The organism is Mumia quercus (assembly GCF_025506335.1).
Lineage (GTDB): Bacteria > Actinomycetota > Actinomycetes > Propionibacteriales > Nocardioidaceae > Mumia > Mumia quercus.
The window spans coordinates 514,119-527,501 of record NZ_JANZYO010000002.1 but is presented as its reverse complement, the minus strand read 5'-3'; the positions used below and the strand labels follow the sequence as shown (position 1 = coordinate 527,501).

The window sequence follows — 13,383 nt, the reverse complement described above, 5'->3', positions numbered from 1 at the left end:
CAGCGCGACGCCCCACTCCCCGTGCCCGGGTGCTCCTCTCCTCTCCGGTTGGAGCGCTCCATGCGATCACATACCCCTCACGGCGGCCGACACGAGCTCGGTCAGAACTTCCTCCACCACCGTCCGACCATCGAGCGCATCGTCGCGCTCGTCCGCGCGACGGAAGGGCCGATCCTCGAGATCGGCTGCGGCGACGGCGCGCTCACGCACCCGCTGGCCCGTCTCGGACGCGACCTCGTCGCCCTCGACCTCGACCGGCGGCGGGTCAGCCGTCTCCGCGCGCAGCTGCCGTCCGTCACCGTCCGGCACGCTGACGCGCTCGACGTCCCGCTCGACCGTCCGGTGGTGGTCGGCAACGTCCCCTTCCACCTGACGACCCCCATCCTGCGACGCCTGCTCCGCTCGCCGGGATGGCGTCACGCCATCGTGCTCACCCAGTGGGAGGTCGCCCGCAAGCGCGCGGGAGTCGGGGGGAGCACGATGATGACGGCGCAGACCGCGCCGTGGTTCTCGTTCGGGCTCGACCAGCGGGTGCCGGCCCGTCACTTCACCCCGATGCCCAGCGTCGACGGCGGGATCCTCACCGTCGAGCGTCGCGCCCGACCGCTCGTCCCCGCACGCGAGCGTGCCCCGTACGAGCAGCTCGTCCGTGCGGTCTTCACGGGACGCGGCTCGGGTCTGGAGCAGATCCTCGCCCGGGCGAGCGGTCAGCCACCTCGGGTGGTGGCGCGCGCGCTGACGGGCGCCGAGGTCGCGAAGGGCGCGTTGCCGCGTGACCTCACGCCGTCGCAGTGGGCGTCGTTGTGGATCGCTCTGGGGCGACGGCGCGTCTGAGTCAGCCCAGCGCGAAGCCGAGAGCGACCGCCCTCGGCACCTTCGCGATGGAGGCGTACGCGTGGGCCTTCCCGTCGAAGATGACGGCACGGCCCTCTCGTACGCCCTCCGCCGTCAGACGGAAGATCTCCTCGGAGTAGAACGGGTCGTCGCTGCCGCCGAGCACCAGCGTCGGGGCTTCGATGCGGTGGAGGTCCGACTCGACGTCGAACGCGTCCTCGGCGTCGATCGTCGCCATCATGTCGGACACGTCGCCCTTCGCGAAGGCGTTGCCGACGAGCCACCCGACGCCGCGCACGGGGAGCGAGAGCGACCGCGGTGCGAGGCTCCCGAGGAGCAGGGCGGTGGCGCCACGGCGGTCGCCCGCCTCGACGAGCGCCTTCAGCTCCGCCTGCACCTGTCGCCCGTGCTCCGACAGGCGACAGGCCGAGGCGGCGACGATCAGCCGTTCGACGAGGGCGGGCGAGTCGACGGCGAGCTGGAGGGTGACGGACCCGCCGGTCGAGGTGCCGTGGACGACGGCAGGGCGACCGATGTCGTGCTCGATCACGTGCGCGTAGTCGGCCGCGATGTCGCCCATGGTCACCCCTGGGACCAGGCCGGGGCGACGGTTCGTCAGGTAGACCGTGAAGTGCTCCGCGAACGGCGCTGCCCAGGCCAGCGCCCGCTTGCGTGCGCTCCCGGTCGGGTTGAGGTGGTCCGTGCCGAGCCCGGGCGAGACGATCAGCGGCGGGCCGTCGCCGACGCGCAGGTAGTGCAGACCGGTCGAGAACTGTCCCTCCGCGACCGGCCTCATGCGCCGAGGCCGCTCAGCCGTGCGGAGAGCGCGGTCATGCGCATGTGGCGCGCGGCCTGGGCCGGCGTCATCTCGTCGAGCTCGGACTCGAGGTGCGGGTCGGCGCCGTGGTCGAGCAGCACCCCGGCGACCTCTTCCTGACGGGCGAGGATGCTCGCGACGAGCGCCGTCGACTGGAGCTCGGGATGGGCGTAGTCCACGTCGACGCCCTGGTCGAGGTGGTACTGCACGAGAGCGACGTCTCCCGTGCAGGCCGCGCCGAACATGTCTTTCCAGTCTCCGCCGGACATCGCGTCCTCCGTGCTCGCCCCGGGCTCGGATCCTCAGCCTAGTCCGCTCGTCGCCCGGTGGCCGCCTCGAGCGCGTGGGCGATCTGCACCGCGTCAGACGTGCTGAGGAGGAGCTCGTCGAACCCTGAAGCCGCGCGGTCGAGCGCCACCCGCAGCAGCGGCATCCCGCGCCGCATCGAGACCAGGCGCCGAGCACCGGACGGGTGCCGGAACGTGCCGACCTTCAGGTATCCCGAGACGACGAGTCCCGAGCGGAAGCCGAGCACCTCGGACGACCACCCCGGCTCGACCGTCACGCCGGTGACCGCGTCGTAGGGAGCGCTGAACGTCGCCCGGCCGGCCATCCACCGCTCCCAGCCCGGGAACGTGACGTGGATGCCGGTGGCATCGGCGCTGACGTGCGTCATGAGGGTCCTCCGTCGCTCTAGAATCAATCTGTCGTTGCGAACATTATCAGAGTGAGAATGATGAGAGGAGTCCTCATGGCGACACGCACGTCGGTGACCGATGTGGTGACGCATCCGGTGCGTCTGCGGATCGTCCAGCAGCTCGGGGGACGCCGGCTCACGACCGCCGAGCTGCGCGAAGCGCTTCCGGACGTCACGCAGGCCACGCTCTACCGGCACGTCGCGTCCCTCGTGGAGGCCGGGATCCTCGAGGTGGTCGGAGAACGACGCGTACGCGGGGCCGTGGAGCGCACGCTCGCGCTGGGGGAGCGGATGGCGCACGTCGACCACGACGAGCTCCAGATGATGAGCGACGCCCAGCTGCGTACGGCCTTTCTCACCTTCCTCGGTGACGTGAGCGGCGCCTTCGACCGCTCCGTCGCGCACGAGGACCCGACGACGAGGGACTTCCTCGGCTTCGGGGCGACGCCGCTCTACGTGACGACGGACGACCTCGCGGCGATCCAGGCCGGACTCGGCGAGCTGCTCGCGCCGTACCTCGTGGACGACGGGCAGGGAAAGCGCCGCGTCAGCCTGGCGACCGTCCTCGTCCCCGAGCCCGAGAACGGCTGAAACCTCTCCGGCGGCGACCGTCCTCGCGCACTACCCTCCGACCAGGTCGCGCGGGCGGCCACGACACGAGGGGGCCGCACGTGACAGACCTGGCGAAGGCGAGGGAGGCCGTCAGCACTCCTTCCCACCTGTCGACACCGTTGGGGGAGTTCACGCTGTTCGACGGCGTCCCGGTCGGTGACTCTGTCGCGAGGCTGTACGACGGGCTCGACTTCCTGCGCGGCGTCGAGGTCTTCCTCAACTCCGTCCCGGGCGCCGCGCTCGTCGCCATGCGACGTGGCCTCCGCAGCATCGGCCTCACCGGACCGCACCAGCTCGCCTACACCGACCCCCGCGCGAGCTCGGGGAGCTTCTTCCTCACCCCGAACACCGAGACCACGTACGGCACGATGTTCCTCGACCTGCGGGCCCACGGGCCGATGGTGATCGAGCCTCCGAAGCAGTCGCTGTGCGTCGTCGACGACTTCTGGTTCCGCTACGTGGCCGACATGGGCCTCGCCGGACCCGACCGCGGCGAGGGCGGCCGCTACCTGTTCCTGCCGCCCGGCTACGACGGCGAGGTGCCCGACGACTACTTCGTCTACCGGACGCCGACGTTCACGAACTGGGTGGTCTTCCGGGCGCTCGGTGGCGTCCCGGCGCTCAAGGAGACGACGGTCTACCCGTTCGCCGAGGCGCACGACCCCCTGCCATGGAGTACGTCAACATCGCCGACGCGGTGTTCAACACCGTCCACGCCAACGACTTCTCGTTCTTCGAGGAGATCGACGAGCTGGTCCAGGAGGAGCCCACCGGCTCCTTGGACCCGGAGCGTGCGGGCCAGCTCGCGGGCCTCGGCATCGTCCACGGCAAGCCGTTCGCGCCCGACGACCGCCTGCGCGCGGTCCTCGACGACGCAGCGCGGACGGGTGCGGCGATCAGCCGCGCCCTCGTCTACGCGCCCCGTGATCCCGAGGCGTACCTCTACGAGGGGTCCGCGTGGATGTCGGCGTTCCTCGGAGGCAGCTACGAGTTCCTCCGCGACGGTGCACGGCTCCTCGACGCCCGTACGCAGTTCCACTACTTCGCGACCGTGATCACGCCCGCCATGGCGCACGCGCAGGTCGGCTCCGGCTCCGCGTACGCGTACGCCGTTCGCGACGCCGAGGGGGAGGTCCTCGACGGGGCCAGGACGTACACGCTGACCCTGCCCGCCGACCCGCCCGCGAAGAACTTCTGGTCGATCGACGTCTACGACACGCAGACGCGTTCGCTGCTGCAGACCGCCGACCCGTACCCCAGCGTCATGAGCCTGACCGGCGACGTCGCCGCCGACGACGACGGGTCGACCACGATCTGGTTCGGACCGGTCGCACCCGAGGGGCGCGAGGCGAACTGGATCCAGACCGTGCCCGGCAAGAGCTGGTTCCCGATGCTGCGCCTGTACGGGCCGCTCGAGCCGTGGTTCGCGCGGACGTGGCGGCCCGGGGAGCTGACGCCCACCGCCCCGGTCAGCCCTCCCGCTCCTCCAGCGCCTCGGTGAGCAGAGCGACGAGCGCCTCCAGCTGGACGTCGGCAGACGCCTGCTCGTCGGCAGCCACGCCGTCGAGCGCCGTCGCCGCCAGCGCCGCCTTGGAGTCGATGAGCTCGGCGACCTTGGCGTCGATGGTCTGCGCCCCGATGATGCGCCAGGCGGTCACCGGCTCGGCCTGACCGATCCGGTGGACGCGGTCGATCGCCTGGGTCTGCTCGGCGTCGGTCCACGAGAGCTCCGCGAGCACGACGTTCGAGGCGACCTGCAGGTTGACGCCCACGCCGGCTGCGGTGAGCGAGCAGACGATGACGGCGACCTCGGGGTCGTTCACGAACGCGTCGATGTCGCGCTGGCGCTGCGTCGAGGTCTGGTCGCCGCGGATCGTCGCGTAGCGCAGGCCGCGCTTGGCGAACGTCTCCTCGGCGACGTCCATGACGTCGAGGTGCTTGGCGAAGAAGACGACCTTGCCGACGCTGCGCGCGAGCTGAGCGGTGTAGTCGGCGGCGAGCCCGGCCTTGGCCAGACCGATCCGGCGCATCATCCCGAAGACGTTGCCGGTCTCGTTGGTGTCCTCCTCGCGCTCCCACTTGGCGACGAGGCGGACGAGCTCGCGGTCGATCCCGTCGACGGTCTTGCCGGCGCTGCGGTGCTCCAGCGCGTTGTCGTACCGCGCCACCATCCGCCGGGCCAGCACCCGCTCGGCCTCGCGGATCGAGCGGCCGGTCTCGTCGTCGAGCTCGACCGGGATGTCGGCGACCCGGCGGGCCGGGATGTCCGCAGCGACGTCGATCTTGCGCCGCCGCACGATGCCCATGTCGACCACGCACTTGCGCGCCGCGGCGTAGAAGCCTGGCTCACCAGGGGACAGGCCGGTGTCCTCCAGGGCACCCATCAGCTCCGGGAGCGGCTTGCGGTCGTCGATCCAACCGAGGAACTGCCAGATGGCGCGGAAGTCCTCGATGTCGTTGATGAGCGGCGTGCCGGTCAGCGCCATCAGCAGCGGACGCATCGTCCGCGCGCGAATGCGCTCGGACAGCTCGAGGGCGTGCTGGGAGCGCTGGGACTTGCGGTTCTTGATGAAGTGGGCCTCGTCGACGACCATCCCGCGGAAGCCGTGCTCGCCGAGCCAGCCGATGTGGCGGTCGAGGACCTCGTAGTTGACCACGACGATGTCGGCGAACCCGTCGATCGTGGTGCCGTCGCCGTGGATGACGGTGGTGGTGCGGCGCGGGGTCCAGAGACCGGCCTCGCGTGCCCAGTTGATCTTGACGACGTTCGGGGCGACCACCAGCAGCGGGTACGCGTCGGCGGCCTGGGCGGCCAGGAGGGCCTGGGCGGTCTTGCCGAGGCCGGGCTCGTCGGCCAGGAGGAACGTGCGGTGGCCCTCCGCCGCCGACGCGATGAGCTGCGCCTGGTGCGGCATGAGCTCGCGACCGTCGAGCGTGTTCAGCGTCGTCGGGGTCGGCAGGTCCATGCTCGACGCCGGACCGCCGCGCTCGAAGGAGCGCAGGAGCGGCTCGATCAGCTCCCAGTTGGCGAGCCGGCCCGTACGAGGACGGCTCGGCGCGGCCGCCGAGAAGTCGGGGGTGAGGAAGGGGTTCGCGAGCTGGCGGGAGACGACCGACTGCGGGCGGACCTGCCGCTCGGTGGTCGACGCGGGAGCTGCGTCGGGCTCCGGCTCCGGCTCCTCCTCGACCTCGCGACCGGCGGCGACGAGCATCTCGCGGCGCAGCCGGTTCGCGGCGGGGGACACGACGGCGTCGTCGGCGAGCAGGGTGAACAGGGAGGGGTCGCGCGCCGCGGTCGTCGCGAGGATCGTCGCGATCCCGTCGAGGCGCTTGAGCTGCTCGGTCCGCCGGGCCTCGGGCATCGACTCGGTCTTCACGCGGGAGCGCTCCTCGCGGACCAGGAGCGCGACGACCTGGAAGGCGGTCCGGGTGGAGGCCGTCGCGGTGCCGCGCTGGACGGCCCGCTCGACCTCCCGTACGGCTTGAGCGAGCAGGGGAAGCAGGCCGACGTTGTCGGCGTCGTTGCTGCGCTCACGCTGCGGTCGGCGAGAACCCCCCTTGCGGCGGGGGTCAGGTCGACGCTGGGCCGGTCGGGCCAACGATCCTCCTCGGACTCGGTACGCCTGCGGGCGCTGGCGCACCCCGTTGCCAGCCGGACGACCAGGCCGAGACGCAGAGGAGACGGTCGTCGTCCCCGGTGCCTGCGGGCCCCGGCGTGGGAGGGACCGCCGAGCGAGTGCTCAGGGAGGAGAGCGTTGGTCGCCCCTCGAAAGAGGGCGCGGGCGCGGGTGTCCTCGTATGGGCTTCCGGTTGGCTGCGCCTTCGATGATACGCGCCCCGGCGGCCGACGTGTGGCGGGATGCGCCCGGCGCGCCCCCTCGCGCCGGGCCGCGCCTCATCCCAGGTCCTCGGCGAAGCCCTGCCGCCACGACGGGTAGCGCAGCCGCCAGCCGAGCTCGCGCTTCGCCTTGGCGTTGGAGAACGCCCGCCCCTCCGTCATCATCGCCACCGCGACGTCACCGGCCATGAGGCGCGCCACCCACACCGGCACGCGCATCGGCGGCTTGGCGCCCGCGCACTTCGCGAGGTACGGCAGCCACTCGCTCGCCGGGGCGGGTTCGTCGTCCACGACGTTGTACACCCCGCGTGCCTGCTGCTCGACGGCGAGGACCGTCGCGCCGGCGGCGTCGTCGAGGTGGACCCAGGAGGAGTAGCCGTTGCTCCGCCCGACCAGCGGGAACTGGCGCTTGCGGATCAGCGTGACCTGGTCGTCCGTCGCGCCCGGCCCGTACAGGCCGCCGTAGCGCAGAGCGGCCCCACCGGCCGCGAGGACGCTCTCCTCGACGTGCGCGATCGCTCGCATGCCGACGTTCGCCGGCGTGCCCTCGAACAGGTCGAGCGGGTCGTCCTCGGTCTTGATCCATCCGCCCTCGCGGATGCCGTTCCAGTTGCCGTAGCTCTGCGCGACGACGTGCGGCGAGCCGTGCCGCGCGGCCGCGGCGAGGAGGTGGTCGGTCCCCTCCGTGCGCAGCCGGTTCGTCGTCGCGAACCACTTGTCCATGTGCTTGATGTCAGGCTTGCCGGCGATGGCGGTCATCTGGTGGACGATCGCGTCGGCGTGGGCGCCGGCGACGGCCTCGTCGACCGACGCGGCGTCGAGCCCGTCCATGACGACGGCGTCGGCGCCCAGCTCCTTGAGCATCCCGAGCTTGGACTCGTCGGTCGTCGTCGCCGTCACCTGGTGACCTCGCTCGACGAGCTGCGGGACGAGACGTCTCCCGAGGACGCCGCTCCCGCCTGCCACGAACACCCGCATGTCACTCACCTTCCGTTCGGGTTGATCTCTGTCATGAAGACGAGACGGCCCGTCGGAACGTGACGTCTGGGCGTCACCAGCGGTTGCGGACGTCCTCCGCCCAGCCCGTGAGGCCGTCGAGGGTCACCCAGGAACCGGCGTCGTCGCGCACCCGACCGGACCAGTGGCCGAAGCACTGGTGGGTGCGTGAGGAGAAGACCTTGAGGTCGGTGACGGACTCCTTGAGGTGGAACGGGACGAACGTGAGGTCGACGGTGTCGCCGGCTACCTGCCAGGGTGCGAGCCAGTCGTCGGTGTCGTAGGTCCAGACCAGCTCCTCGCTGATCTTCGACAGGTGCCCGTCGACGACGAGCGCGTTCTCGACCGAGCCCGTCCCGTCGGTCCACCTCCCGCCGACCTGCAGCCCGACGACGCGCCCGTCGGTCCGGCCGGAGCCGGCGCCCCAGTTCCAGTGGACGGCGTACGGCCAGCGCCCTCGTCCGTGGTCCAGCGTCGCCCACGACTCGCCCGCCGTGACGTCCACCGCCATCCCGTCGACACGGATCGTGCCGGTGGCGGGGCGCGCGACGTCCTTGACGGTGTACTGGAAGAGGCGGTCGCTCCACGGGACGACCACGCCCAGGCACTCGTGGCCGGCCGGCCGGTGCGCGACCACGTCGACCTCGACCCGGTCCGTACGGGCACGCAGGCGTGTGCCGCCGTCAACCTCGTCGAGGGCGATCTGCAGCTTCTTGGTCGTGGCCCGGACCGGGCCGCCACCGAGCGTGCCGGGCAGGGTCGCGCTTGCGCCGAGCACACCGATCGCGTCGTACGAGACGGTCTCGCCGCTCGTACGGTCCAGCAGCCAGAGCCCGTGGACGGCGGCGTAGTCGATGTCGGAGACCACGAGCGCGACCACGTGGGTCGGCGTCGTGACCGCCCAGTACTCCCACCGCTTGTTGCGGCCGCGCCCGACGCGCCCGCGGCCGATGCCGTCGGTGGTCACCCACGGCGTCCGCGTCCATCCGACCGCGTCGGGGTTCAGGCGTCCGTCGGTCCGGGTGAGCGAGACCGGCGCCGTGATCTCACGCTCGCGCACGGGCACGGGCAGCGGGGGGCCGCCCGCGGCGTGGTCGAGGCGCTGTCGCAGGCGCTGGTTGGAGGTGCGGACGGCCTCGACGTCGACCTTCAGCACGCGGCGGTCGTACGTCATGAGGCCGTTGGTCTCGTCCTCGACGTCGGCGAGCTGGGTGTAGACGAAAGCGGCGAGGCCGTCGTCGACCGCCGGGCCGATCTGGGCGTGCTGCAGGCGGAGGAACGCACGCTCGAAGGTGTCACGGTCCGCGTACTTGCGGTAACCGAACTCCTGGTCGTTCCAGACGTGGCCGGGCACGCGGTAGGAGTAGCCGCCGTACTCGGAGAGCACGGCGGCGCGCGGGTCCTCGGCGTCCGCGCGCGAGAGCCGGTACGGCCGGAAGTAGACGTGCCTGCTGGCCATGTCGCCGCCACCCTGGTCGTGCCAGCCGCTGACGTGGTCGACCGGGCGGGTCGGGTCGAGCGCCTTCACGCGCGCGGCGGTGGCGAGGGCGTCGAACTGGCCCCAGCCCTCGTTGAACGGGACCCAGGCGGCCACGCTGGGGACCGAGCGCAGCAGCGCGACGGTCGCGTCGAGCTCCTCGAGGAACTCGACGCGGCCCTCCTCGTCCTGCCGCCCGAACAGCGCGTGGCGGGTGTCGTCCAGCCGTACGGGCAGGACGACCGGCGTCGTGATCACCACCGGGTTGTAGCGCCGTCCGCCGTTGACCATGTCCTGCCAGACGAGCATCCCGAGCCGGTCGCAGTGGTGGTACCAGCGCAGCGGCTCGACCTTGATGTGCTTGCGCAGCATCGTGAAGCCGAGCTCCTTGGCCGTACGGACGTCGTGGGCGAGCGCCTCGTCCGACGGGGCCGTGTAGAGGCCGTCGGGCCAGTACCCCTGGTCGAGCAGCCCGGCGTGGAGGTACGGCTCGCCGTTGAGCAGCAGCCGGGTGCGGCCGTGCGCGTCGGGTCCGAGCCCGAACGTGCGCATGCCGACGTAGCTGGTGACGTGGTCGTCGCCGAGCCGGACCTCGACGTCGTACAGGAACGGGTCGTCGGGCGACCAGAGACGTGGCTCCTCGCCGAGGTCGACGCGGGTGGGTACCCCCGCGGGCACCGTCGTACGGGCGACCTCGCGGCTGTCGGCGCGGACGACCACCTCGGCCTCGTCCGCGCCGTGGCTCTCACCAGCGGGGACGACGTGGACCTCCACCTCGGCGGGGGAGAGGTACGGGGTCAGCACGAGCTGGTCGATCCACCGCCGAGGGACCGACTCGAGCCAGACCGTCTGCCAGATGCCGGACTGCGGGGTGTACCAGATGCCGCCGCGCGCGAGCCGCTGCTTGCCGCGGCTGCGCCACGAGGTGTCGGTGACGTCGCGGACACGGACGACGACCTCGTGCGCGTCGCCGGAAAGGGCGTCGGTGACGTCGAGCGCGAACGGCAGGTAGCCGCCGCGGTGGGCCCCGACGGCCGTCCCGTCGACCCAGACCTCGCAGTCCTGGTCGACCGCGCCGAAATGGAGGAGCACCCGGTCGCGGACGAATCCGTCGGGCAGCGTGAACGTGCGGCGGTACCAGAGCGCCTCGTCGGCCGCGAGCGTGCGGCCGACACCGGACAGCGGCGCCTCGGGCGAGAACGGGACCACGATCTCGCCGTCCCAGCGGGCGGGGACATCATGCACCGAGGCGGGCGTGAAGGCGTGGTCCCAACGGCCGTTGAGGTTGACGCACGAGTCGCGGACGAGCTGCGGGCGCGGGTACTCGGGCAGCACGTCGTCAGGGTCGAGGGCCTCGCCCCACGTCGTGATCATGCGGTCCGCTCCAGGGTCTTGGGGGTGAGGCCGACGTCGCGCAGGCGGCGGGCGGGCAGGACGAGCAGCAGCACGACGACCGCGGCGGCCACGAAGATCCACGGGGTCGGCACCTGCTTCACCACGCCGAGCTCGGTGAACGTCTCGTCCGCGCCGGCGATCACCGCGGCGCCGAGGAACGGGCCGACGACCATCGGGACCAGGATCGCGAAGATCATCCGCAGCCCCTGCACCTGGCCGGCGCGGTCGGGCGGCGTGAGGTTGCGGACGGTCGCGGAGATCGCGGCCACGCCGAGCATGAAGCCCGACATCATGACGATCCCGGCACCGATGACGGCGAGCATCCCGCGCGCGGGGAACATCAGGAGGAGACCCACGAGGTAGATCGCTGCGATCGGTAGGACCGCGCGCGCCGGCCCGACCCGGTCGAGCACCCGGCCGCCGACGATGCTCACGGCGGCCGCCCCGAGCAGGACCGACGCGAGCACGATCGCGTAGCCGTCGATGTCGAGGTAGCGCTGGACGTAGATGATCAGGTACGGCAGGAACACCTGCGTGCTCGTGCCGAGGATCGCCCAGGCGACCAGCGCGACGTAAAGCGGCGGGTTCGCGCGTACGGTGCTCGGCCGCAGCCCGTGGACGACCGAGGCGAGGTAGGTCCCGCCGGGCCGCGGCTGCGGAGTCTCGCGCAGGCCGAACCACGCGATGACACCGACGACGGCGGTCACGCCGCCGACGACGGAGAAGAAGAGGACCCAGTGGCCGCCTCGCGTGAGCGGATCGAGCGCACCGAAGACGAGCAGCATCGCCAGCAGCGGCATGGTGGCGAGCACGCCGTCGACCTTGCCCCGGTTGCCGGGGTTGGTGGAGTCGGTGACCCACGCGTTGAAGGCGGCGTCGTTGGCGGCGGCGCCGAGGACGCTCATGACGCAGTCGAGCACGATGATCGTGACCACGGCGACGACCACCGCGTCGAGCATCGGCAGCATCGAGGCGGCGGTGTCGACCCCGACGAGGCCGAACGACGCGGTGCACGCTCCCCACAGGACGTAACCGAGGGCGATGAACTCGCGTCGCCTGCCGGTGCGGTCGGACGCGGCGCCTGCCAGCAGCGTGGCGAGCGTGGCGGCGCACGCGCTGAGTGCGACGAGGCTGGCCAGGGCGGTGGGGGAGTCGGTGATCGTGTCGTAGACGAACACGTTGAGGTACATGTTCTCGACCGTCCACGCCAGCTGGCCCGTCAGCCCGAGAACGACCACCCAGGTCCAGAGGCGACGGTCCGCCCGAGGTTTTTCCATGACGCGGACGATAGTGCTCCAGGTCACGCTCTCCGTGGGCGGACCGGCGAGGGGGGTGACCGGGAACCCGCGTTCCGGCGTGGCGAGGGCGTTGGCCGCCCTATGCTCACGCCTCGACACCACATTTCTGAGAGGGAAGAATTCACGATGCTCCGACGTCCCGCCGCCCTGCTGGTGAGCGTGCTCTTGTCCGTGTCCCTGCTAGGCGCCGCCCCGGCCGGCGCCACCGCGCCCGCGGCTCCTGCAGGCCACGCCGCGGCCAAGGTCGCCAAGCCCGCGACGCCGTCGAAGAAGTGCAAGGCCCGTCACAAGAAGCCCCGCAAGGCCGTGGGGTCGAAGCGGTTCGCCCGCTGCGCCGTCGCCGCCATGCGCAAGGGCACGACGGTCCAGGTGCGCGGCACCTTCGACGACGGGCGATGGAACAAGGGGCCGGCACGCTTCCGGAAGGCCGGCACCGACGCCTCCGTGGTCTACAGCGAGGGAGCCAAGCTCGTCGTGATCGGCACGAACGTCTGGCACAAAGAGGCGGGCAAGCCGTGGGTGAAGGGCAAGAAGGGCGGCACCGCGGACGAGCAGCTCGCGTGGATGGTGGGGCAGGTCTGGCTCGCGAGCTCGTCGCTGAAGGCGTACCGGGGCTACCTCCGCTCGAGCAACAACGGCTGGACGTGGACCGGCCGGACGCGGAAGCTCAACGGGGTCCGCGCCAAGGAGTACGTCGGCAACCCCAAGCTGATGGGTCACCGTCCTGACCGCTACGCCGTCTGGCTGGACAAGTGGGACCGACCCGTCCGAGTCGACTCCCGGCTGACGATCGGGGGCATCACCTCCACCGCGCGCCAGGACTTCTCGAAGTGGGGCAAGAAGGTAACCATCAAGGCTCCCCGCGTCTCCTGAAGGTTGGGTCGGCGCTCCGGTGGGTACCTGCCGTGCTACAGAAAGGAGCGACACATGTCTTACTCCACCGGGGGCCGAGGTGGCCCTGACTCGAACACCGCCCCTCCTGCGAAGACGATCCGCACCGTCACCATGGTGGTCGCGGCAGTCTTCCTGCTCGTCGGTGTGCTCGGATTCATCCCTGGCATCACGACGAACTACGACACGATGACGTTCGCCGGCCACGAGAGCGAGGCGAAGCTCCTCGGCATCTTCCAGGTGTCGATCCTGCACAACGTCGTGCACCTGCTCTTCGGAGTGGTCGGACTCTGGGCGGCGCGTGCTGCGTCGACCGCCGTCGTCTACCTGATCGCCGGTGGCGCGATCTACCTGGTGCTCTGGCTGTACGGCCTGTTCATCGATCACGACCACTCGGCGAACTTCATCCCGGTCAACAACGCAGACAACTGGCTCCACCTGGTGCTGGGTGTCGGCATGATCGGGCTCGGGGTGTGGGGGCGGCGCGCGCTTCCCGCCCGTACGACGCGCACGGCGTAGGCCCTAGGT

The 13,383-nt window shown here is 71.3% G+C and carries 12 protein-coding genes and 1 pseudogene; 6 read left to right on the top strand and 7 right to left on the bottom strand.

Translation table 11 applies throughout. The annotated features are described in order from the left end of the window. Positions 1-60: 60 nt before the first annotated feature. Complete coding sequence (gene erm, locus NYZ95_RS05895; protein ID WP_262849694.1) at positions 61-834, top strand: 23S ribosomal RNA methyltransferase Erm; 774 nt, start codon at positions 61-63, stop codon at positions 832-834. Between the two features lies 1 nt (position 835). Here the strand turns inward: erm and NYZ95_RS05890 are convergent, their stop codons facing one another. The 3 genes from NYZ95_RS05890 to NYZ95_RS05880 are packed head-to-tail and all read right to left on the bottom strand — an operon-like array spanning position 836 to position 2,327. Next, positions 836-1,630 (bottom strand): alpha/beta fold hydrolase, encoded by a 795-nt coding sequence (locus NYZ95_RS05890; RefSeq protein WP_262849692.1) that lies wholly within the window; start codon positions 1,628-1,630, stop codon positions 836-838. After that, the gene (locus NYZ95_RS05885) at positions 1,627-1,920 is read right to left on the bottom strand and encodes an ankyrin repeat domain-containing protein (RefSeq protein WP_262849690.1); all 294 of its coding nucleotides are present in this window, start codon (positions 1,918-1,920) and stop codon (positions 1,627-1,629) included. The genes NYZ95_RS05890 and NYZ95_RS05885 overlap by 4 nt, the downstream gene beginning before the upstream one ends. 38 nt (positions 1,921-1,958) lie before the next feature. Further along, positions 1,959-2,327: a hypothetical protein gene (locus NYZ95_RS05880; protein ID WP_262849688.1), complete on the bottom strand. Its 369-nt coding sequence runs from the start codon at positions 2,325-2,327 to the stop codon at positions 1,959-1,961. Positions 2,328-2,402: 75 nt separating this feature from the next. Here NYZ95_RS05880 and NYZ95_RS05875 point away from each other — a divergent pair, with 75 nt between their 5' ends. The 3 genes and pseudogenes from NYZ95_RS05875 (at position 2,403) to NYZ95_RS05870 (ending at position 4,461) form a co-directional block, all read left to right on the top strand. Continuing rightward, the gene (locus NYZ95_RS05875) at positions 2,403-2,939 is read left to right on the top strand and encodes a helix-turn-helix domain-containing protein (protein ID WP_262849686.1); all 537 of its coding nucleotides are present in this window, start codon (positions 2,403-2,405) and stop codon (positions 2,937-2,939) included. Between the two features lie 269 nt (positions 2,940-3,208). Next, positions 3,209-3,553 (top strand): annotated as a pseudogene (locus tag NYZ95_RS20545) (DUF1254 domain-containing protein); the annotation flags it as partial. A 77-nt stretch (positions 3,554-3,630) separates the two neighbouring features. After that, positions 3,631-4,461, top strand: coding sequence for a DUF1214 domain-containing protein (locus tag NYZ95_RS05870; protein WP_262849684.1), 831 nt, complete (start codon positions 3,631-3,633; stop codon positions 4,459-4,461). Here the strand turns inward: NYZ95_RS05870 and NYZ95_RS05865 are convergent. The 4 genes from NYZ95_RS05865 to NYZ95_RS05850 all read right to left on the bottom strand — a co-directional run bounded on the left by NYZ95_RS05865 (position 4,430) and on the right by NYZ95_RS05850 (position 11,943). Beyond that, the gene (locus tag NYZ95_RS05865; RefSeq protein WP_262849682.1) at positions 4,430-6,559 is read right to left on the bottom strand and encodes a DEAD/DEAH box helicase; all 2,130 of its coding nucleotides are present in this window, start codon (positions 6,557-6,559) and stop codon (positions 4,430-4,432) included. The two genes, NYZ95_RS05870 and NYZ95_RS05865, sit on opposite strands and share 32 nt — an antisense overlap. A gap of 296 nt (positions 6,560-6,855) precedes the next feature. Next, positions 6,856-7,776 (bottom strand): NAD-dependent epimerase/dehydratase family protein, encoded by a 921-nt coding sequence (locus NYZ95_RS05860; RefSeq protein ID WP_262849679.1) that lies wholly within the window; start codon positions 7,774-7,776, stop codon positions 6,856-6,858. A gap of 73 nt (positions 7,777-7,849) precedes the next feature. Beyond that, positions 7,850-10,645, bottom strand: coding sequence for a DUF2804 family protein (locus NYZ95_RS05855; protein WP_262849677.1), 2,796 nt, complete (start codon positions 10,643-10,645; stop codon positions 7,850-7,852). After that, entirely contained in the window at positions 10,642-11,943 is a 1,302-nt protein-coding gene (locus tag NYZ95_RS05850; RefSeq protein WP_262849676.1) for an MFS transporter, read from the bottom strand. Before NYZ95_RS05850 ends, NYZ95_RS05855 begins: the two co-directional genes overlap by 4 nt. Before the next feature lie 147 nt (positions 11,944-12,090). Between NYZ95_RS05850 and NYZ95_RS05845 the strand changes: the two genes are divergently transcribed. Both NYZ95_RS05845 and NYZ95_RS05840 read left to right on the top strand, forming a co-directional pair. Next, positions 12,091-12,837 (top strand): hypothetical protein, encoded by a 747-nt coding sequence (locus NYZ95_RS05845; RefSeq protein ID WP_262849675.1) that lies wholly within the window; start codon positions 12,091-12,093, stop codon positions 12,835-12,837. 54 nt (positions 12,838-12,891) lie between these two features. Then, the gene (locus NYZ95_RS05840; protein WP_262849673.1) at positions 12,892-13,374 is read left to right on the top strand and encodes a DUF4383 domain-containing protein; all 483 of its coding nucleotides are present in this window, start codon (positions 12,892-12,894) and stop codon (positions 13,372-13,374) included. Positions 13,375-13,383: the final 9 nt, after the last annotated feature.